The sequence below is a fragment of the Arthrobacter sp. NPDC056691 genome, from assembly GCF_042791415.1.
GTDB lineage: Bacteria > Actinomycetota > Actinomycetes > Actinomycetales > Micrococcaceae > Arthrobacter.
Map to the genome: position 1 here is coordinate 46,244 of NZ_JBHTXX010000026.1, position 20,340 is coordinate 66,583.

General features: G+C 67.9%; 16 protein-coding genes. 13 read left to right on the forward strand and 3 right to left on the reverse strand.

Features of this window, described 5'->3' with window-relative positions:
* Positions 1-10: 10 nt before the first annotated feature.
* Both ACFRAU_RS18585 and ACFRAU_RS18590 read right to left on the reverse strand, forming a co-directional pair.
* Positions 11-1,333: a type II toxin-antitoxin system HipA family toxin gene (locus ACFRAU_RS18585; protein ID WP_378000999.1), complete on the reverse strand. Its 1,323-nt coding sequence runs from the start codon at positions 1,331-1,333 to the stop codon at positions 11-13.
* Entirely contained in the window at positions 1,330-1,644 is a 315-nt protein-coding gene (locus ACFRAU_RS18590) for a type II toxin-antitoxin system Y4mF family antitoxin (RefSeq protein ID WP_378001000.1), read from the reverse strand. Before ACFRAU_RS18590 ends, ACFRAU_RS18585 begins: the two co-directional genes overlap by 4 nt.
* A gap of 241 nt (positions 1,645-1,885) precedes the next feature.
* Between ACFRAU_RS18590 and ACFRAU_RS18595 the strand changes: the two genes are divergently transcribed.
* From ACFRAU_RS18595 to ACFRAU_RS18645, 11 genes are all read left to right on the forward strand, one after another.
* Positions 1,886-3,124 (forward strand): MFS transporter, encoded by a 1,239-nt coding sequence (locus tag ACFRAU_RS18595; RefSeq protein ID WP_378001001.1) that lies wholly within the window; start codon positions 1,886-1,888, stop codon positions 3,122-3,124.
* Between the two features lie 95 nt (positions 3,125-3,219).
* Positions 3,220-3,951: a FadR/GntR family transcriptional regulator gene (locus ACFRAU_RS18600; RefSeq protein ID WP_378001002.1), complete on the forward strand. Its 732-nt coding sequence runs from the start codon at positions 3,220-3,222 to the stop codon at positions 3,949-3,951.
* A gap of 95 nt (positions 3,952-4,046) precedes the next feature.
* Positions 4,047-5,117, forward strand: coding sequence for an asparaginase (locus tag ACFRAU_RS18605; RefSeq protein ID WP_378001003.1), 1,071 nt, complete (start codon positions 4,047-4,049; stop codon positions 5,115-5,117).
* Positions 5,118-5,126: 9 nt separating this feature from the next.
* Complete coding sequence (locus ACFRAU_RS18610; RefSeq protein ID WP_378001004.1) at positions 5,127-6,557, forward strand: aspartate ammonia-lyase; 1,431 nt, start codon at positions 5,127-5,129, stop codon at positions 6,555-6,557.
* 42 nt (positions 6,558-6,599) lie between these two features.
* A complete protein-coding gene (locus tag ACFRAU_RS18615) occupies positions 6,600-8,141 on the forward strand; it encodes an amino acid permease (protein WP_378001005.1) in 1,542 nt (513 codons plus the stop codon).
* A 422-nt stretch (positions 8,142-8,563) separates the two neighbouring features.
* Entirely contained in the window at positions 8,564-9,943 is a 1,380-nt protein-coding gene (locus ACFRAU_RS18620) for an FAD-binding oxidoreductase (protein WP_378001006.1), read from the forward strand.
* A gap of 235 nt (positions 9,944-10,178) precedes the next feature.
* Positions 10,179-11,546 carry a rhodanese-like domain-containing protein gene (locus ACFRAU_RS18625; protein WP_378001007.1) on the forward strand — a complete coding sequence of 456 codons (1,368 nt, stop codon included), beginning with the start codon at positions 10,179-10,181 and terminating at the stop codon, positions 11,544-11,546.
* A 96-nt stretch (positions 11,547-11,642) separates the two neighbouring features.
* Complete coding sequence (locus tag ACFRAU_RS18630; protein WP_378001008.1) at positions 11,643-12,143, forward strand: universal stress protein; 501 nt, start codon at positions 11,643-11,645, stop codon at positions 12,141-12,143.
* 121 nt (positions 12,144-12,264) lie between these two features.
* The gene (locus ACFRAU_RS18635; RefSeq protein WP_377995024.1) at positions 12,265-13,581 is read left to right on the forward strand and encodes an ATP-binding protein; all 1,317 of its coding nucleotides are present in this window, start codon (positions 12,265-12,267) and stop codon (positions 13,579-13,581) included.
* A 101-nt stretch (positions 13,582-13,682) separates the two neighbouring features.
* Positions 13,683-14,321, forward strand: coding sequence for a hypothetical protein (locus ACFRAU_RS18640; protein WP_378001009.1), 639 nt, complete (start codon positions 13,683-13,685; stop codon positions 14,319-14,321).
* Between the two features lie 41 nt (positions 14,322-14,362).
* A complete protein-coding gene (locus ACFRAU_RS18645) occupies positions 14,363-15,616 on the forward strand; it encodes a low temperature requirement protein A (RefSeq protein WP_378001010.1) in 1,254 nt (417 codons plus the stop codon).
* A gap of 43 nt (positions 15,617-15,659) precedes the next feature.
* On the opposite strand, the gene gluQRS is transcribed toward ACFRAU_RS18645, so the two are convergent.
* Positions 15,660-16,541, reverse strand: coding sequence for a tRNA glutamyl-Q(34) synthetase GluQRS (gluQRS, locus tag ACFRAU_RS18650; RefSeq protein WP_378001011.1), 882 nt, complete (start codon positions 16,539-16,541; stop codon positions 15,660-15,662).
* A 372-nt stretch (positions 16,542-16,913) separates the two neighbouring features.
* Between gluQRS and ACFRAU_RS18655 the strand changes: the two genes are divergently transcribed.
* Together ACFRAU_RS18655 and ACFRAU_RS18660 are read left to right on the forward strand one after the other, a co-directional pair.
* Complete coding sequence (locus tag ACFRAU_RS18655) at positions 16,914-17,372, forward strand: Lrp/AsnC family transcriptional regulator (RefSeq protein WP_307105708.1); 459 nt, start codon at positions 16,914-16,916, stop codon at positions 17,370-17,372.
* A gap of 185 nt (positions 17,373-17,557) precedes the next feature.
* Positions 17,558-20,272, forward strand: coding sequence for an FG-GAP-like repeat-containing protein (locus tag ACFRAU_RS18660; protein ID WP_378001012.1), 2,715 nt, complete (start codon positions 17,558-17,560; stop codon positions 20,270-20,272).
* Positions 20,273-20,340 lie beyond the last annotated feature (68 nt).

Here is a 20,340-nt window from a genome sequence, read left to right on the forward strand (position 1 = left end):
GCCTTCCGGGTCACCCCTCAAGCAGCCTCCGGCGGTGTTTGAGCTCCTTGACCCATGCCCTGGTGACCATGTCGGGAAAAGGCGAGGCGCCGCCGTCGCCCTTTGAAACAGTGCCCTTTGAAACAGTGCCCGTTGTAGCGGTGGACGTTGACGTGGGCGCCGTTGCCGCGAAGGCCGTCCCGGCTTCCAGGTCCGCGAGCAGCGGGCCTGCGGCCCTCAAGGCCAAATCCACCGCTTGCGCAGCCGTGCGTTCGGGCAGCCCGAGGGCCGTGGCCCAGGCCAGGAAGTGCTTGCGGGAGATCCCGCTGCGCTTGCCGCCGAGCGTCAGCGCGAGCGTCTTGTCGCCGTAGACCACTGTGGAGGGGATGTCGTAAACGGGGGCGATGGACCATTCCCCGTGCGGCTGCTGCAGCATGGACACGTTCTTCGCATGCAGGTCCCCGTTGCCGCTAAGCAGAGCGAATGCGGCCTGGATGGCCAGGTTCCGCAGCGCCGGCAACGGCGCCGCGCAGTATTCGGCGAGCGCATGGCACACCGTTCCGAACCCCACGTTGTACTTGTCCGCCGGGTACAGCTTCAGCACCTGGGCACCGTCCTCGACGGCGAGGCGCTGCACGGCGTCCGGCTCACCTGCCCCGCCGGCCGTCCCGGTTTCCCGCCTCCCGCCGGCCAGGGGCACCCGGTCGAACCGCTCCACCAGCAGCCCGGGCCGGCCGGCGACGTCGCGCATCAGCTGCACCCGGCTCAGCGGAACCCTCAGCTTCGCCGCATAGCGGAACATGATGAACTCGTTCTCCACTACGTGCGGAAACTCCGGGGCGTTGAGCTTGAGGATGAATCGCCGCCCGGCACTGGCCACGGGCATGGAAATCATGCCCGCGGACAGCTTGTCCTGCACGCCGGCCAGCGCCACGGGATCAATCAGGCCAGAGTCGCCCAGCAGTTCGTCGAAGTCCACGGGCCTGCGCGGGTCGACCTCGACGGCGTGCTCCTCCGGATCCAGCGGCTCCCCGTGGCCCACGATCTGCACGTCGCCCACCGGGTTGCCGCCGGCGGCGATGAGCAGTGAGAGGTCGTCGTCCGCGCTGGTTTTGATGGACCGTCGCAGCGCGTTCAGCCGCCGGCCCTCCGGGAGCAGGCCCGTGAAGTAAGGCGGCGCTGCGCCTGCCCCGGAGAGCACGGGCTCCGGTGACAGCGGCAGTGAACTCGCGACGGCGGGTCGGCCGCTCTGCAGGTAGGCGGGCAGATAGCTGAACTTCGTGCCGCCGTCGTACCGTTCCAGCCGGGCGGCCAGGACACCGCGCTTGTAGATGTCCGCTACGCGGTGCCTCACGGCTGGGCCTCCCGTTCGCTGCGAGCGCTGCCCTCCAGCGGAACGTCCGACGGCGGCCGCTCCGACAGTGGTTGGGTCACCAGTGCGCGGGCGGCAGCGCTGGTGCGGGTGGCGAGCTGCAGCTCGAGTCCGAGAGTGTCCAGCAGGGCCAGCAGCGTGTCCAGCCGGAGGCTCGGCTTGCCCTGCTCCACGAAGCGGACCAAGCGTTCGGAGACTCCGGCCATGTCGGCGAGGTCCTGCTGGCTCAGGCGAAGGGCGGTCCGGCGTGCGCGGACGGCTACGGCCAAGTGGGTTGTGAACGGGTCGGCCAAGATTCCCCCAAGGATGAGCAATGCAGTTTTGTAATGGGTAATAGGTACGATCGTGCCGTTTCTGCTTCAGACCCAGTTTATCCGGCCGGACAATCGCTGCATAGGGCAAATCCGGCACGATCGTGCCGCTGGTTGCGTGGGGTTCACGGTACAGGTAACGCCAGGGCCTCCCTGCGGGCCGGCGGTGCGCTTAGCGTTGAAGTTCCGGCGGACGAGCAGCCGGCCCTTTAGGAGGAATGACGTGAAACGCCTGCTGGTTCCCTCGGCCGCACTGTTGTGGGGTCTGCAGTTCGCATTCCTCAACCCTGCCCTGGCCTTCCTGCTCGTGGCACTGTTCAATGCCACTCCCCAGGATGTGGGCTGGGTCCTTGCCGTGTACAACGCCAGTGGATTCGTCGCCTCGCTCCTGGTGCCCGCCTACGCCGACCGGACCCAGAACTACCTGCGCCCCCTGCTTGCGTGCGGCGCCCTCACCCTGGCCCTCGCCGGGCTCCTGGCACTGAGCACCTCACTGCCGGTAGCCGTCGTCGGCCTCATCACCCTGGGCGGACCCGCCGGCGTTGGCAGTTCGCTCCTCTTCGCGCACCTCAAGCACTCCGGCGCAGCGCCGTCGGACGTCATGAATACGCGGGCCATCGTCTCCTTCGCATGGGTGGCCGGGCCGCCGCTGGCCACCTTCATCATGGGGACGCTGGGGAGCCGGGCCATCCTGCCCGCCCTCGCCGCGGTTGCCCTTCTCAACGTCGCCACCACTGCGGCGATGATGGCGCGGCGGCGGGCAACCGCGGTGGCCGACGCTTCGGCCATGTCGGCAGACGGCGACGCCCCGGAGGGCGGCGGCACCGGCGCCACTGTTCCCGCGGCCAGCGAGGTTGCCGCCGGCAGGAGGCTGGTGGCGGCCACAGTCATCGGGTTCATCGCACTCCAAGCCACCAACAGCGCAGCAGTCTCTGTCATGGGCCTCTTTGTGACCGAGAACCTGGGACTGGACGTCACGTGGGCGGGCATTGTCCTCGGCATCTCCGCGGCCCTGGAGATTCCGGCCCTCCTGCTGATGGGGCGGCTCACCAGGCGCTTTCCGAGCCGCGCACTCATCATGTCCGGATGCCTGGCCGGCGCGGCCTACTACGCGGCCATGGCCTTCGCCGCCGACCCCATAGCCCTCATCGCGCTGCAGCTCCTCAACGCCTGGTTCTTTGCCGTAGTTGCAGGAGTTGGGCTAACCCTGTTCCAGGAGATCATCCCGCGGCCGGGCCTCGCGTCCGGCCTCTACACCAACACCCGGCGGCTCGGCGCCATCGTTTCCGGTCCGGTTATTGGCTTCGGCTCCATGACGGCATTCGGCTACCGCGGAGCCTTCGCCGCCTGCGCCTGCCTTGCCCTGTTGGCGCTGGCCGTCATTTCAACCTCAGCAAGCCGGCCGGGGCTCAAGCGGAGCAGGCCGGCGGAGACTGTCCCTGCCGCAGCCCCGGGCCGCTGAGACCCCACCCCCGGGGCGCCAAACGTCTTCCGAAGACGGCGCCCCAACGCCCAGGCGGTTGACACCCGCCTGTGACCCGTGCCATATTCGTAACTGTGAACCTGTCAGACAGCCGGACAGCCGGACAGCAAGGCCGCCCAAGTGCCTTCCCGCTGGCGCGCCTCAGCGCGGCCGAGGCCGTGTTCAACGCTATCCGCGGGGACATCCACAGCGGGGCTCTGGCCGTCGGGGCCAAGCTCAGCTCGGAAGCTGCCCTGGCCTCGCAATACGGGGTAAGCCGCTCCGTGATCCGCGAGGCGCTGCGGTCCTGCACCGCCCTCGGCCTGACAGTCACCAAGACCGGGCGGGGGACGTTCGTGGTAGCGGACCACGTTGCCAACGATCTCGTCCTGGGCCAGTTCTCGGCGCGGGACCTCACCGAGGCCCGGCCGCACATCGAAGTCCCCGCCGCTGGCCTTGCCGCCGAGCGCCGCAGCACCGAGGACCTGGAAATCCTCCGCGGCATGATGGCGTCCATGGCCGCGGAAACCGATCCCGAAGCCTGGGTCACCCTCGATTCCAGCTTCCATGCAGCCATCGCCCGCGCCAGCGGCAACAAGGTGTTCGAAAGCGTGGTGGCTGACATCCGCGACGCCCTCGCCCACCAGTCCGAAACCCTCAACATGGTGGCCGACCGCCAGCACGCCTCCGACGTCGAACACCGTCTGATCCTCGACGCCATCGAAGCCGGCTCAGCGGCAGACGCCAGCGCCGCCATGGCCGGACATCTGCGCGCCGTCGGCGAAGCCCTCGACTCCATCCTTGGTACCAACGAAACAGCCCCGTAGCGGCGCCTGCCTTCCTGGCACCCCGAACCAACCAGCCGCGCCCGACTCGTCCACGCCATACCCAACTCAAGCCAACACGCAACCCAGAGGACGTCATGCCTTCCCCCGCCATGCCGGCAAGCCATTCCCCTTCCGCGCCGCCCACCGCCGCACCACCCGCAGCGATCCTGCCGCGGCACGAGCCCCTCGCGTTCCAGACCCGGGACGGGCTGGTGGAGAGCGTCCACTATGGCTCCCTGATCGCCACCGCGCCCGACGGCCGTACGCTGCTCTCCGCCGGCGAACCCCAGGCCGCGTTCTACCCCCGGTCCTCCCTCAAGCCACTGCAGGCCGTGGCCATGGTCCGGGCCGGGCTGGATCTGCCCGCCGACCTGCTGGCCCTCACCGCCGCCAGCCACTCCGGCGCACCCCGGCACCTCGACGGGGCCAGCCGCATCCTGGAACTTCACGGACTGACGCCCGCAGCACTCGAAAACAGCTCCGACCTCCCCTACGGCGCCCGCGAGCGCGAGGAGTGGCTGCGCGGCGGCGGCCGGCCCACGCAGCTGGCCCAGAACTGCTCCGGCAAGCACGCCGCCATGGCCGCCACCTGCGTCATCAACGGCTGGCCCGTACAGGGCTACCTCGACCCCTCCCACCCGCTGCAGAGGCTCGTCGCCGAGACCGTCACCGAGCTGACCGGCGAGGAACCCGCCGGCATCAGTACCGACGGCTGCGGCACCCCGCTGTTCGCCCACACCCTCGCCGGCATGGCCCGCGCCTTCGGCCGCCTCGCCTCGGCTGAACTGGCTGATGGCGCGTCTGCCCCCGAAAGCCCGGAAGCCGCCGTCGCACATTCCATGCGCCGCCATCCGGAAATGGTGGCGGGCGAGGGCCGCGACGTCACGGAGCTCATGCGGCTCCTGCCCGGCGCCCTGGCGAAGGACGGCTTCGAAGGCGTCCAGCTGGTGGGGCTGCCGGACGGACGCGCCGTCGCCGTCAAGATTTCCGACGGCGGTGACCGGGCAAGGATGCCCGTCACCGTCCGCGCGCTGGAAGCGCTCGACGTCGACACCTCCGCCCTTGCGGGCATCGCCACCGGGGCGGTCCTCGGCGGAGGCCGCCAAGTGGGCCTGCTGCAGGCCGCAGACTTTTCCTTCCTGTCCCCGACCGACGACGTTCTTTAAGGACTGCACATGACCGACACCCAAACCCTGACGGACGCCCCGGACCTGGCTGTCCGTTCCGAGCATGATCTGCTCGGTGACCGCGATATCCCCGCCGCCGCGTACTGGGGCGTGCACACCCTCCGCGCCGTGGAGAACTTCCCCATCACCGGACAGCCGCTCTCCACCAACATGCACCTGGTCCGCGGCCTCGCCGCCGTCAAACTCGCCGCCGCCCGCACCAACCACGAACTCGGGCTCCTGGACGCCGAACGCGCCGCCGCCATCGAACAGGCCTGCGCCGACGTCATGAACGGGCATCTGGCCGACCAGTTCGTCGTCGACGTCATCCAGGGCGGCGCCGGAACCTCCTCAAACATGAACGCCAACGAAGTCATCGCCAACCGCGCCCTGGAAATCCTCGGCCACCCCAAAGGCGACTACACCCGGCTGCACCCCAACGACCACGTCAACCTCTCCCAGTCCACCAACGACGTCTACCCGACAGCGGTGAAACTCGGCACCATCTTCGCCGCCCGCGAACTCCTCTCAGCCCTCGCCGAACTCGAAGAGGCCTTCGCCGCCAAAGCCCTCGAATTCCGCACCGTCGTCAAAATGGGCCGCACCCAACTCCAGGACGCCGTCCCCATGACCCTCGGCCAGGAATTCGGCACCTACGCCGTCACCATCGGCGAAGACCGGCTCCGCCTGGCCGAAGCCGACCTGCTCATCCACGAAATCAACCTCGGCGCCACCGCCATCGGCACCGGCCTCAACGCCCCCGCCGGCTACGCCGACACCGCCTGCCGGCACCTCGCGGAGATCACCGGGCTGCCCCTGGTCACCGCCGTCGACCTTATCGAGGCCACCCAGGACGTCGGCGCGTTCGTCCACCTGTCCGGCGTGCTCAAGCGCGTGGCCGTCAAACTGTCCAAAATCTGCAACGACCTCCGCCTGCTCTCCTCCGGCCCCCGCGCCGGCCTCGGCGAGATCAACCTCCCCGCCGTCCAGTCCGGATCCTCCATCATGCCCGGCAAAATCAACCCGGTCATCCCCGAAGTCGTCTCCCAGGTCGCCTACGAGGTCATCGGCAACGACGTCACCATCACCATGGCCGCCGAAGCCGGCCAGCTCCAGCTCAACGCCTTCGAACCCATCATCGTCCACAGCCTGCACAAGAGCATCACCCACCTCGAAGCAGCCTGCCGCACCCTCACCACCCGCTGCGTCCGCGGCATCACCGCCAACACCGAACACCTCCGCCTCACCGTGGAACAATCCATCGGCCTGGTCACCGCCCTCAACCCCCACCTCGGCTACACCACCGCCACCGCCATCGCCCAGGAAGCCCTCGCCACCGGCCGCGGCGTCGCCGAACTCGTCCTCGAACACGGCCTGCTCACCGAAACCCAGCTCCAGGAACTCCTCAGCCCCGAACGCCTGGCCAACCTCAGCAAATAGCGTCCTACCCGTCCGACCCAACCGGAAACCAAAGGATCCCCCATGTCCAACTCCCCACAGGGCGCCGCCTCGAACGCGGCAGTCACTGACCATACGGTCCCGGCCCAGGCGCATGCCACCGAAAACCTCCTCCACGCCGAGGACAAGGGCTACCACAAGAGCCTGAAGCCGCGGCAGATCCAGATGATCGCCATCGGCGGCGCGATCGGCACCGGCCTGTTCCTGGGCGCCGGCGGCCGGCTCAACGCCGCCGGACCGTCGCTGGTCATCGCCTACGCTGTCTGCGGCTTCTTCGCCTTCCTGATCCTGCGCGCCCTCGGCGAACTGGTCCTGCACCGGCCGTCGTCGGGCTCGTTCGTCTCCTACGCCCGCGAATTCTTCGGCGAGAAGGCAGCTTTCGTCTCCGGCTGGTTCTATTGGATCAACTGGGCCACCACCACCATCGTGGACATCACCGCCGCCGCGCTGTACATGAACTTCTTCGGCAACTATGTCCCCTGGATGGCCGACGTCCCCCAGTGGGCCTGGGCACTTACTGCCCTCGTCGTCGTGCTTGGCCTGAACCTCGTCTCCGTCAAGGTCTTCGGCGAAATGGAATTCTGGTTCGCCATCATCAAGGTCGCCGCCCTCGTCGCGTTCCTGCTCATCGGCACCTACTTCGTCATCTTCGGCACCCCGGTACCCGGCCAGGAAACCGGTTTCAGCCTCATCACCGACAACGGCGGCATTTTCCCCAACGGCCTGCTGCCCATGATCATCCTCATGCAGGGCGTCCTGTTCGCCTACGCCTCCATCGAACTAGTCGGCACTGCCGCCGGCGAAACCGAGAACCCGGAAAAGATCATGCCCAAGGCCATCAACTCCGTGGTCTTCCGGATCGCCGTGTTCTACGTCGGCTCCGTCATTCTGCTGGCCCTGCTCCTGCCCTTCACGTCCTACCAGAAGGGCGTCAGCCCGTTCGTGACGTTCTTCGGCTCCATCGGCATCCAGGGCGTGGACGTCATCATGAACCTCGTGGTCCTCACCGCGGCCCTGTCCTCCCTCAACGCCGGCCTGTACTCCACCGGCCGGATCCTGCGCTCGATGTCCGTTGCGGGCTCCGCCCCCAAGTTCGCCCAGCGCATGAACAAGGCCGGCGTCCCCTACGGCGGCATCGCCATCACCGCCGGAGTCTCCCTGCTCGGCGTCCCGCTGAACTACCTCGTCCCGTCGCAGGCCTTCGAGATCGTCCTGAACATCGCCTCCGTGGGCATCATCGTCACCTGGGCCACCATCGTCCTCTGCCAGATCCAGCTCAAGCGCTGGGCGGACAAGGGCTGGCTCAAGCGCCCCTCGTTCCGGATGTTCGGCGCGCCCTACACGGGCTACCTGTCCCTGTTGTTCCTTGTCGGCGTCCTGGTTATGGTCTTCATCGACTCGCCCCTGACGCTCGTGGTCACGCTCATCGCCATCGCCCTCATGGTGGCCGGTTGGTACGCCTGCCGCAAGCGGATCCACGAGATCGCCGAGGCCCGCGAAGGCTTCACCGGCCTGTCACCCGTCATCGCCAACCGCCCCGGCCCAGGCGCAGCGGACCGGATCTGACCCGCGGGCTCTTCTCCCCCGCAACAACCACGCGAACGCATAGCGCGAACGGACACTTGAGGCCCCAGTCCGAAGGGCCCCAGGTGTCCGTTGGCGCCATTACAGCCAGCGCCGGGCTTCCGACTGTTGACCGGCGTTTGGGGCGGGAGTAATTTACGACTAGCCGTGCTGTAACCGCTGGGCCACCGGCCCCAACCCGCCGACACGAGGGCGGACCTCGTTCTAAACACGCCAAGGCAACCGCGACGTTGCTGCGTTGCCAAGGTGCATCCGGTCTCCGCCGCTGTGGAAGCCTGCGGCATAGGCTCTTGCCCGCCACTATGCAGGACCCCATCGGCTGCTAAACCAGTCACCCGGTACGACCGCCATGCGGCCGTGCCCAGTTGCCCGGGCAGGCCTGCCTGGGTGAATCGGAGTACGCCATGGAAAGCAGCTCCTTCCAGGCCCTGCAGGAGAAAGTGCGCGGCCAGGTCATCACCGCGGATCAGACGGACTACGACAACGCCCGGGCCGTTTTCAACGGAATGATCGACAAACGCCCCGCGGCCATCCTGCGCGTTTCGCAGGTCGCGGACGTGATTGCCGGAGTCAATTTCGCGCGTGACGCAGGCCTGGACCTGGCGCTGCGCGGCGGCGGGCACAGCGCGCCCGGGTTCGGAACCTGCGACGGCGGCCTCGTCATCGACTTCGCAGAATGCCGGGGAGTGCGCGTGGACCCTGCCACTGCCACCGCGCGGGCCGAGGCCGGAGTGACCTGGGCGGACTTCAACCACGCAACAGGCGCCTTCGGTCTGGCCACCACGGGCGGCATCATCGGATCGACAGGCGTCGCGGGACTCACCCTGGGCGGAGGCATCGGCTACCTCGCCCGGAAGTACGGGTTGTCGTGCGACAACCTCAGGTCCGCTGACGTGGTGACTGCCGACGGAAACTTCGTGGTCGCAAGCGCCACGGAAAACGAGGACCTCTTCTGGGCGCTCCGCGGCGGGACCGGCAATTTCGGCGTCGTGACTTCCTTCGAATTCAACCTGCACCCGGTGGACGTTCTCTACGGCGGAGTGATCATTTACCTACTGGAGCACGCCGGAGCGGTGGCACGCCTCTACAGGGATTACATCGCAACGGCACCGGAGGAAATGGGCGTGTTCCTGGGTTTCCATCAGGGGCCGCCGGTCCCGTTCCTGCCGGAGGAGTATCACGGAAAGCCGGTGGTGGTGCTGGTTGGCGGCTGGGCAGGCCCCCATAACGAGGGCGAGCGCCAATGGCAACCGTTCCTTGACATTGCGCCCGTCGCCGGCTCCTTCCTGGGCCCACTTCCCTATACGGTTCTCAACACACTCTTCGACCCCATGTACCCCAAGGGCCTGCAGGCCTATTGGAAGTCAGAGTTCCTGCCCGGCCTCACCGACGACGTCCTCCGTGTCGCCGAGAAGTTCGGCGAGGGCATTCCGAGCGTCCAGACGGCCAACCACTTTTACCCAGTTAACGGCGCTGTCCAGCGGGTCGGGCGGGACGAGACCGCATTCCCGTACCGCGACGTCAACTTCGCCGTGGACATTGCCTGCCATTGGGAGGATCCGGCCCACAACCAGGCAAACATCAAGTGGGTGCGGGACTACTACGCCGAGCTCCATCCCCTGGGAGCCGGTGCGGGCTACGTGAACTTCCTCGATGCCGACGACCAACCGCACATCAAGGACACCTACGCCGGGAACTACTCCCGCCTGGCCCGGGTGAAGGCCACATACGACCCCGGGAACCTGTTCCACATCAACCAAAACATCAAACCTGCGTCGGCCTGAACCTGTCCCCGGCAGCGTGCATTGCGGCATTTCTGCACCACTTTTCGACGCCGGAGGACGCTCCGGCCGCGCCAGCCCGGGCGCGCGCACCCGAGTGCCCGGTGAAAGCGGTGCAGAAACGCCCACCGCAGGAGTCCGGCAGGCCCCTTCTGCCGCCAATCGGCCTACCATGGAGGCATCCGGGGCGAGGCCCGCGATAAGCGGCGCCTCTCCGGTGCGTCGAAGGGGCCGGACCATGGACGTCGTCGTCATCGAAACCCCGCAGCTCGGGGACCGCAGCTACCTGGTCCACGACGGCCGCGTGGCGCTGGTGGTCGACGCCCAGCGGGACACGGACCGCATCGAGGAGGCGGCCCGGAAAGCCGGCGTGCAGATCACCCACGTGGCCGAAACCCACGTCCACAATGACTACCTCACCGGCGGCCTGATCCTCGCCCGTGCCCATGGCGCCAAGTACCTCGTAAACGCCGCGGACCACGTCGCCTATGAGCGCGAACCGGTTGAGGACGGCCAAACCACGCAAATCGGCACGCTCACGCTCCGCGCGGTGGCCACGCCCGGTCACACCCACACGCACCTGTCCTACATCGTCACGGACGGACGGGCCCGGGCCGTGTTTTCCGGCGGCAGCCTGCTCTTCGGTTCCGTCGGCCGCACCGATCTCCTCGGACCCGGAGACACCGCCGGGCTAACGCGGGACCAGTACGCGTCCATCCACCGGCTCGCCGACGAAGCCGGACCCGATGCTGCCCTCTATCCCACCCACGGGTTCGGCTCGTTCTGCTCAGTCGGGCCCGCCGCGCGCACGGAAGCGTCAACCATCGCGGAGCAGCGCGAAGCCAACCACGCCCTGGCGGACCCGGATCCCGAGCACTTCGCGGCCGAACTCATGGCCAACCTCTCCGCCTACCCTTCCTATTACGCGCACATGTCCCCCATCAACATGACCGGCCCCGAACCTGCGGACCTGAGCCTGCCGGAGTCCCTCGGCGCCCGCGAACTGACGGAGCGGCTGACCAGGGGCGAGTGGGTGGTGGACCTGCGCCACCGCGTGCTGTTCGCCAGCAACCATCTGCAGGGCACCGTCAGCTTCGAGTACGGTTCGGGGCGAAGCTTCAGTTCCTACCTCGGCTGGGTCCTGCCCTGGGGCGAAAAGCTGACGCTCGTCGGCGGCCGCGAGGACCTGCAAAACGCCGTCCGGGACCTTTCCCGCATCGGCATCGACCGTCCCGATGCCGCGGTGGGAACGGAACCCGGTGAACTCGCGCCGGCCGCCCCTGTCGCCTCCTATCCCAGGGCGGGCTGGCCCGCCGTCGTTCATGAAAAGCCCGACGGCGACACCGTCCTCGACGTCCGGCGTGAAGACGAGTTCGCGTCCTCCCACGTTGCCGGCGCCATCAACGTGCCGCTGCACGAACTGCTGGAGCGCCTGGGCGAGCTGCCTCAGGGGCGCCTCTGGGTGCACTGCGCCACCGGATACCGTGCCGGCGTCGCGGCCAGCCTGCTGCAGCGGGCGGGCCGGGACGTGGTGCAGATCGATGCCCGCTTCCGGGACGCCGCGGCCGCCGGGGTCGCCCTGCAGATGCAGCCGCTGCGGCGGTGACCGTCCGGTCCGTGACCGGGGCGGCCGGTCACGGTTTTAAAGTCCAGTGTTTCAAAGTCCAATGTTGCAAAGTCGAGGTCGCAAAGGAGAACAACGATGGATGCTGAAGGCAAAGTGGTTGTGGGAGTGGACGGCTCGGACTCCTCGGTGGAGGCCCTCCGCCTGGCGGCGCGGCTGGCACCGGGCCTGGGTGCCCGTGTCCATGCCGTGGCCTGCTGGCACTTCCCGGAAATGTACGCCGGGTACATCCCCCCGGATTTCGAGGCGTTCGAAACCGCCGCTGCCGACATCCTGGCCCAGTCCATCGCGAAGGCCTTCGGGCCGGACGTTCCGGAGGCCCTGACCAGCGAACTCGTGCGCGGCCCGGCCCCCGCCAAGCTGGTGGAGGCGGCCGCCGGAGCGGCGATGCTGGTGGTGGGGCGCAGGGGCCACGGCGGATTCATGGGCCTGCACCTCGGCTCCGTGAGCACGGCTTGCGTCGCGCATGCCGAATGCCCGGTTCTGGTGGTGCACACCAAGGATGACCATGAGCGCACCCACCACTTCCGCAGGGGTGCAGCGGGCAAGGACTCATCCGTACACGCGGACAAGCGCTGACCCACGTAACGCAACGCACCTGCAACCCCGTACCGGCGCGCCATCGCCTAAGCTCGGCTCAGCGCCTCGAAAAGCAGGCAGCTCAGAACTGGCTCAACGTCGAACCACGGGAGAGAACCTCATGACCAACTGGCGGATCCGGGACTTCCACTCCGCGGACCTTGACGGCATCCTGCACCTCTGGGAATCACTGAAGGCCACCAACGTCGAGCCGGTCTATGCGCTCTCCGAAGTGCTGGCCTCCTGCGAAAAGGACCATGCCGTAGTGGCTGTCCTCGGCGACCAGGTGGTGGGCGCCGCCGTCGGACGTGCAGCCCATGACCAGGGGTGGGTCGTTTTCCTGGCCACCCTGCCCGAATTCCGCGGCCGGGGCATCGGCACCTCGCTGCTCGCCGCCGTCGAAAACCGGATGGCACCGCACGGGCTGAACAAGCTTTCCGCCCTGATGCCCGAGTTGGAGACCCGGGTGGAGGCCTTCCTGAGCCGCGGTTTCGTGCTCAAGAAAAACCTGCGCTACTTCGAGCGCACCATCCCTGTGCAGCGCCAGGAACTCGAGCCCCTGGGCCTGCTTGGCGGCCGGATACTGGCCCGGGACCTGTGGGAGAACGTGGCGGGCATGCGCCGGGAGAAGGAGCTCCTGGAGCGCCGCCTGGTCCTGCCGCTGGCCGAGGCCGACCTCGCCGACGAATTCGGCGTGGTGCCGCCGCGGGCCGTGGTGCTGTTCGGGCCGCCCGGCACCGGCAAGACCACCTTCGCCAAGGCCATTGCCTCACGCCTCGAGTGGCCCTTCGTCGAGGTCTTCCCCTCCCGCCTGGCCGCCGACCCCAAGGGCCTGGCCGGTGCGCTGCGGGAGACGTTCCTGGAGATTTCGGAACTCGAGCACGCCGTCGTGTTCATCGACGAGGTGGAGGAAATCGCTTCCCAGCGTGCCGGGGACCCGCCGTCGCCGCTGCAGGGCGTCACCAACGAACTGCTCAAGATCATCCCCGCCTTCCGCGAACAGCCCGGCCGCTTGCTCGTGTGTGCCACCAACTTCATCCGAGCCCTCGACACCGCCTTCCTCCGGCACGGCCGCTTCGACTACGTCATCCCCATCGGCCTCCCCGACCGGCAGGCCCGCGAAGCCATGTGGCAACGCTTCATCCCCGCCGCCGTCGTCGACAATGTGGACGTGGAGCAGCTGGTGGACCGCACCGAGGGCTTCTCACCCGCGGACATTGAGTTCGCCGCGCGGAGCGCCTCCCAGCGGGCGCTGGAAAAAGCCGTGTACGACGACGGCGGGCTGGCGTCCGGGGGCGGCGTCTCCGTCCGCGAGGCGGTCCGGAAGGGCCCCGCCACCCAGGACTACCTCGACGCCATCGCCGATACCCGCACCACCGTCAGCGAGGAAGTGCACCAGGAGTTCCTGGAGGACATCGACGCCCTCGGCCGGGTCTAAGGGAATTTGCCGGCCATTTCGACGGTTCCGTGCGTGTTAGACGCGGACGGCCGTCTAGCCGGCAGGGAACCGTCGAAACGGACCACGAAGGGAGGAGAGGCGTGATCCTGTTTCTCACCATCGTCAGCGGCCTGGCCTGGACCGTCGTCTACGTCGAGGCGATCAGGTTGGGCTTCCAGGAGCGCACCTACGCCATCCCGGCGGCGGCCCTGGCGCTCAACTTCGCCTGGGAGGCCATCTACGCCTCGCGGTCCGTGGCCACCGGACTTTCGGCCCAGGGTGTCTTCAACATTGTGTGGGGTCTGGCGGACGTCCTGATCGTCTTCACCTTCCTGCGGTTCGGACGGGCGGAGCTGCCGCACTGGGTCACCCGGCTGCTCTTCCTGGCCTGGGCCGTCCTGCTGGGCATCACGTCGTTCGCCGTGCAGCTGCTGTTCGTGGCCGAGTTCGGCTGGGACGACGCCACCAAGTACGCCGCTTTCCTGCAGAACCTGCTGATGTCCGGCCTGTTCATCGCGATGTTCGTCTCGCGCGGAAGCGGCCGGGGACAGTCACTCGTCATAGCCGTGGCCAAGTGGATCGGCACGCTCGCCCCCACCATCGTCTACGGCGGATACGGAAACTCGGCCCTGATACTGGGCCTCGGCACGCTGTGCAGCGTGTTCGACCTGGCCTACATTGCCCTGCTCTGGCGGGCGGGGTTGCGGTTCCGGCGCGGACCTGCCCTGCAGCCTTCCTGACACACCAGCGGTGCCCCGTTGTGACACGCTACGTTTGACCCATGCCCTCTTCTAATCCCCTCCGGCATGCCGTGGCCCGCATGGGTGGCCGGGATCCGCACCAGCCGCACCGGACAGCCACCCCGCTGGAGCTCTTCTTCGACCTGACCTTCGTGATCGCCTTCGGGGTGGCCGGCAGCCAGTTTGCCCACGAGATCGCGGAGGGACACTTCGGCGCCGGACTGCTCGGCTTTTCCTTCGCCATGTTTGCCGTGATCTGGGCCTGGATCAACTTCACCTGGTTCGCCAGCGCCTACGACACCGACGACTGGGTGTTCCGGGTGGTCACCATGGTCCAGCTGGTGGGCGTCCTGATCCTGGCGATGGGAATCGAGCCCATGTTCCACTCCCTCGTCGAGGGGAAGCACGTAGACAACACCGTCATCGTGGGCGGCTATATCATCATGCGGCTGGCCCTGGTCTTCCAGTGGCTGCGGGCCGCCCGCCAGGACCCGGCCCGGCGGAAGACGTGCCTGCGGTACGCGGGATACCTGGCCATGGTCCAGCTCGGGTGGATCGCGGTGCTGCTCATCCAGGCGGATGTGCCCACCACGTTCCTGATGATTGCACCGCTGTATGTCCTGGAACTGGCCACCCCGTATGTGGCCGAGCGCAATGCATCCACCCCCTGGCACGCCCACCACATCGCCGAACGCTACGGCCTGCTGGCCATCATCGCCCTCGGCGAATGCCTCATCGGCGCTGTCGAGACACTCCGGGCCATCGTGGCCAACCACGGCTGGTCGGCTGATGCCGCCCTGGTGGGTTTCGGCGGCACGGCGCTGGCCTTCGGCATGTGGTGGATCTACTTCATCCTGCCCGCCGGCCGGGCCCTGCACCTGCAGCGCCACCGCTCCTACTTCTTCGGCTACGGCCACATCCCCGTCTTCGCCGCGATCGCCGCCACCGGGGCGGGCCTGCATGTCGCGGCGTACTACATTGACCACGCCGCGCACATCAGCGCCGCCGTCGCCGTCGCCAGCATCGCCGTTCCCGTGGCGCTGTTCAAGGTAACGCTCACGGCACTTTTCAGCGTCATGACGTGCGTCGACCGCACCCTCGTTGCCGTCACCACCGGAGTGGTGTGCGTACTCGCCGGAGCTGTGGCCCTGGCCGCGGCGGGCGTCTCTGTTCCCGTCTGCCTGCTCATCATTGTTGCCGCACTCGGCGCCTCGATCGTTATCGATGAACGCCGGAGCGCGGACCTGCTCCACTCGGCGCTGGAGCAGCTGGATCAGCGGGCCAAGCTGGGCTAGTGCGCCGGGGTCCCGACGGGCCTGACCGGCGGCGGAGCCGATGCTACACCCCGGGCCACACCCATGGCCCGCGCGGCAGGCTGGCGGGCGAAAATCCCTGAAGGGCCGTCTTGAGGGACGCGCCCGGCAGGCCCAGCGACTCCAGGATCGTCCGCTGCACGGCTTCCGCGGGGAGTCCGACGGCGGCCAGATCAGCCAGGGTAACCGCACCGTCTCGCTTGGCCAGCCGGGCGCCGTCGGCGTTCACCACCAGCGGGACGTGCGCATATTCCGGAACGGGCATATTCAACAGGGACGCCAGATATGCCTGCCGGGGTGTGGACGGCAGGAGATCGTCGCCCCGGACCACTTGGTCTATGCCCTGTTCGGCATCATCCACGACGGCGGCCAGGTTGTAGGCGGTCACGCCGTCGTTCCGGCGCAGGACAAAGTCATCCACCACTCCGGTGAACGTCCCGTGCAACACATCCCGCACCGTCCATTCGGCCACGGAGGAACGTAGCCGGATGGCCGCCGGGCGGCTGGACCGCTTGAACTCAACCTCCGCCGCTGACAGCCTCCTGCACGTTCCGGGATAAGCGCCCTGCGGCGCGTGCGGCGCGGAGGGTGCCTCCTGGATCTCCCGGCGGGTGCAGAAGCATTCGTAGGTCAGCCCGGCCGCGGCCAGCCGTCCGATGGCTGCCGTGTACAGCGGCTTCCGGTCCGTCTGGCGCACCACCGCGCCGTCCCAGGTCACGCCAACTGCGGCAAGGTCGCGCAACTGCGCGGCTTCAGCGCCGGCCCGCGCCCGGTCGAGGTCCTCGACCCGCAGCAGGAACCGCCGCCCGGTGGAACGGGCAAAGAGCCAGGCCAGGATTGCCGTCCGGAGGTTTCCCACGTGCAGCTCACCAGACGGGCTGGGGGCGAAGCGGCCAGCAGAAGTCATGGCCTCCAGCCTATGCCGAACACCACAAGAGCCCCTCAGCTACCGCACACTCCGGGCGTTGGCCGGGAATCGGTGGCTCAGGGGCTCTTGCCGTGCCTGCCCCGGACGGAACTCCGTCCAGGAAATCGAGGCACTTCTTGCGGAAAGACGAATGCGTGAACAAGTGTCAATCAGCGGCTGCCTCCTTGCGGGAAGCGTGGTCCAGGGGGCCGGGTGGTGTGCCGGGAGCCTGTTGCCTGCCGGCTGCGGGGGTAACCGTCGCCTGCGTTGCCACTATCTGAGCAGAACACCTACAGTAGGCGCAATGGGCATGGCATAGCCTGGTCAATCTGATCAGTTGTGCCCCCGGAAACCGGACAGGAAGTGATCAGATTGCAGCAGCTCGACGCCACAGACCGGCGGATCCTCGCCGCCCTGGACGAGGATCCCCGGCTGCCCATCATGGTCCTGGCCCAGCGACTGGGCCTGGCGCGCGGTACTGTACAGTCCCGCCTGGAGCGGATGACGGCGTCGGGCGCCCTCCGGCCCAACAGCAGCCGCGTGCTTCCCGCGGCCCTGGGCCGCGGCGTTGCCGCTGCTGTCAGCGCCGAACTGGACCAGAGCCATCTCAACGAGGCCATCGCCGCGCTGCGCGAGATCCCCGAGGTGTTGGAATGCCACGCCCCGGCCGGCGACACGGACCTGCTGATCCGGGTAGTTGCCACCAGCCCTGACGACCTGTACCGGGTTTCCGAGGAGATCCGGCTGTGCCCGGGAATCGTGCGGACGTCCACCAGCATGTTCCTGCGCGAGGTGATTCCCTACCGGACCACGGGCCTTCTAGAGCACTGATTCCGGCGGCCCGGAGCGCCGCTCCGATATTGCGCAAATCATTGGGGAAAACTGCGGATATCCCGGCGGCTGTCCTGCGCCGGCAACTGTAACCTGATTGCGCATCTGCAGCAGCGCTGGGCACGCAGCGGGTGCATTGTTCACTCAGGGTCTCCGCCGGGGGGTCGGTCTCAATAAGGAACTCAATGCGCTCTTTTTCCCGTTCAATCGCGTCCGTGACCGGCTTGCTGGTTTTGGCCGCGGGTCTCGTCTCGCTTCCCGCCACCGCCATGGCAGCCACGAATCCTGCCGGCAACGGCACGTCTCTGCCGGTCGAGTCCGGTTCGGAACGGGTGCACCACGGTTACGAATCCGCGCCGGGCGTTCCGGCGGACGGGCCGCCTGCCGGGCTGGCCCTCCAGACTGAGGCGGGTGGGACGGCCGCAGCGGCCCTCACAGTCAAGGTCGTCGTCGCCACGCTGGTGGACAACAAGGCCGTGGTTCCGATGGCCCAGGCCGAAGCAGCCGTGACCGCCTCCAGCAACTACTGGAAGGCGATGTCCGGCGGCCGGATTTCCATGACCGTGACCGAACGCGCCACGCTGGCGTCCAAGACGGCGAGGTCGACGGACTCCTACTACGACATGATCAACAAGATCACCACCGAGCTGAAGTGGACCTACGGCGCCAACAAGGGGCTGGTGATCTTCGTCCCCAGCGCCACGCTCTCCGGCGGCGCCCTCGGCGCCGGCTTCAGCAGCACCGGCAACAGCGGGCGGGTACTGATGCCGCAGATCAGCGGCTTCACCAACAGCGTGATCGCCCACGAGTTCGGGCACGTCCTCGGATCCATGCACGCCGACGCCCTGCAGTGCAGCAGCGGCATTTCGGACGTGGGAACCACGAGCACCGGGCAGTTCACCGATTCCTCCTGCTACATCCGGGAGTACGGCGACAGAACCGACATCATGGGCCTGTCGAGCTACAACATGCCGGTGATCAGTTCGCCGTTCTGGGATGCCAAGGGCCTGGGCGCAGCGACGGACATCCGCGACCTCGGCGTGGCATCGGGCGTGAAGAGCTACACGCTGAAGCCCTGGGGTGACACCAAGCTGGCCTACCGCGCGGTGAAGTTCACCGATCCCGTCAGCAAGGAGATCTACTACCTGGAGCTCCGGCAGCCTGCCGGCTACGACGCGTACCTGGCCAGCGGACCTGCCGGCAACAGGGGCGTGAAGGTGGTCCAGCGGGGCGGCGCCACCCCCTCGTCCTCACTGGTGCTGATGCCGTCCACCATTCCGTTCACCGGGTCCTACGCCACCAACCACACCTGGCAGGCCGGCAGCACGTTCATCACGCATGCGGGAACCCGGGTCACGGTCAATGCCGTCACCGCCACCTCGGCCACCGTCACCATCGACGCCGACCTGGCCCTGCACACCAGGATCCAGTTCTCGGCCGGCGACTTCAACGGGGACGGGAAGGCAGACATGATCTCCCGCGAGGCAGACGGTTCGCTCCTGCTGCTCCCGGGCCTGGGCGGAAACAAGCTTGGTACCGCCGTGAAGATCGGAACGGCCTGGAACAGCTTCAACATGGTCCTCGGCAACGGCGACTTCAACGGGGACGGGAAGACGGACCTCATTGCCCGGACGTCCAACGGAGCACTGTGGCTGTACCCGGGCAGCGGCACCGGCGGTTTCCTGGCCCGCACGCAGATCGGCTCCGGCTGGGAGGGTTTCAAGCGAATCATCGCGCCCGGTGACTTCAACGGCGACAAGCGCGCCGACCTGCTGGCCATGCGCGCCGACGGAACGCTGTGGCTGTACCCCGGCAACGGAACCGGCGGCTTCCTGGCGTCCACACAGGTGGGTTCCGGATGGCAGGGTTTCACGGCCGTCACCGCAGCGGGCGGGCTCGCCACGGGCCCCGGCCTGCTCGCCCGCTCCAGCACCGGGACCGTCTACCTGTACCCGGGCAGCGGAACCGGAGGCTTCCTGGCGCGCCGCACGCTGGCCACAGGCTGGGCCAGCACGGAGCTGATCGCCGGCCAGGACTTTACCTCCGACGGGCTCACGGACATCCTGTCGGCCAGCACCAGCGGTGCCATCACCGCGTACGCGGGCAACGGCGTCGGCGGTTTCGCGACCAAGCTGAAGATCGGCGCCGGTTGGGCCGGCTTCAGCCAGGTCTGGGAAGCCGGCGATTACGACGGCGACGGCAAGCCCGACATCCTGGCCCGCACGGCCCAGGGCGTCCTGCGGCTCTACTCCGGCAACGGCTCGGGCGGGTTCCGCACATCCCGGCAGCTCGGCACCGGTTGGCAGGTCTTCGACCAGGTGGTCTCCGCCGGCAACTTCAACGGCGCTGGGGGCCCTGACCTCCTGGCCCGGAAGCCCGACGGCTCGCTCTGGCTCTACCCCACCAACGGAACGGGACTCTTCCAGGCACCGAAAAAGATCGGCACCGGCTGGCAGGCCTTCGCGCGGATCATCGCCCCCGGCGACTTCTCCGGCGACGGAAAGGCGGACATCGTCGCCCAGGAGCCGGACGGCAAGCTGTGGCTCTACCCCGGCAACGGGACGGGCGCCTTCCTTGCCCGGAAGCAGGTCGGTTCCGGCTGGGCAGGCTTCAGCCAGGTGGTTGCCGGCAACGACTTCAACGGTGACGGAAAGGCCGACCTGATGGCCCGCGCGTCGGACGGCACGCTCTGGCTCTACCCCGGCAGCGGCGCCTCCGGTTTCCTGGCCCGCACGCAGCTCGGCACCGGCTGGAACGCCTTCACCACCTTCGCCAGTGTGGGACGCTTCGCCGGAACGGGCAATCCGAACGTCGTTTCCGTGTCGGCCGACGGAGCCCTCTGGCTCCACACCGGCACCGGGAAAGGCGCCTTCCAGAACGTCGTGCTGAACCCCCGCTGAGCACGGGAGACAGTCCAGCGCGAGCGGACACTTAAGGCCCCCGATCCACCCGGATCGGGGGCCTTAAG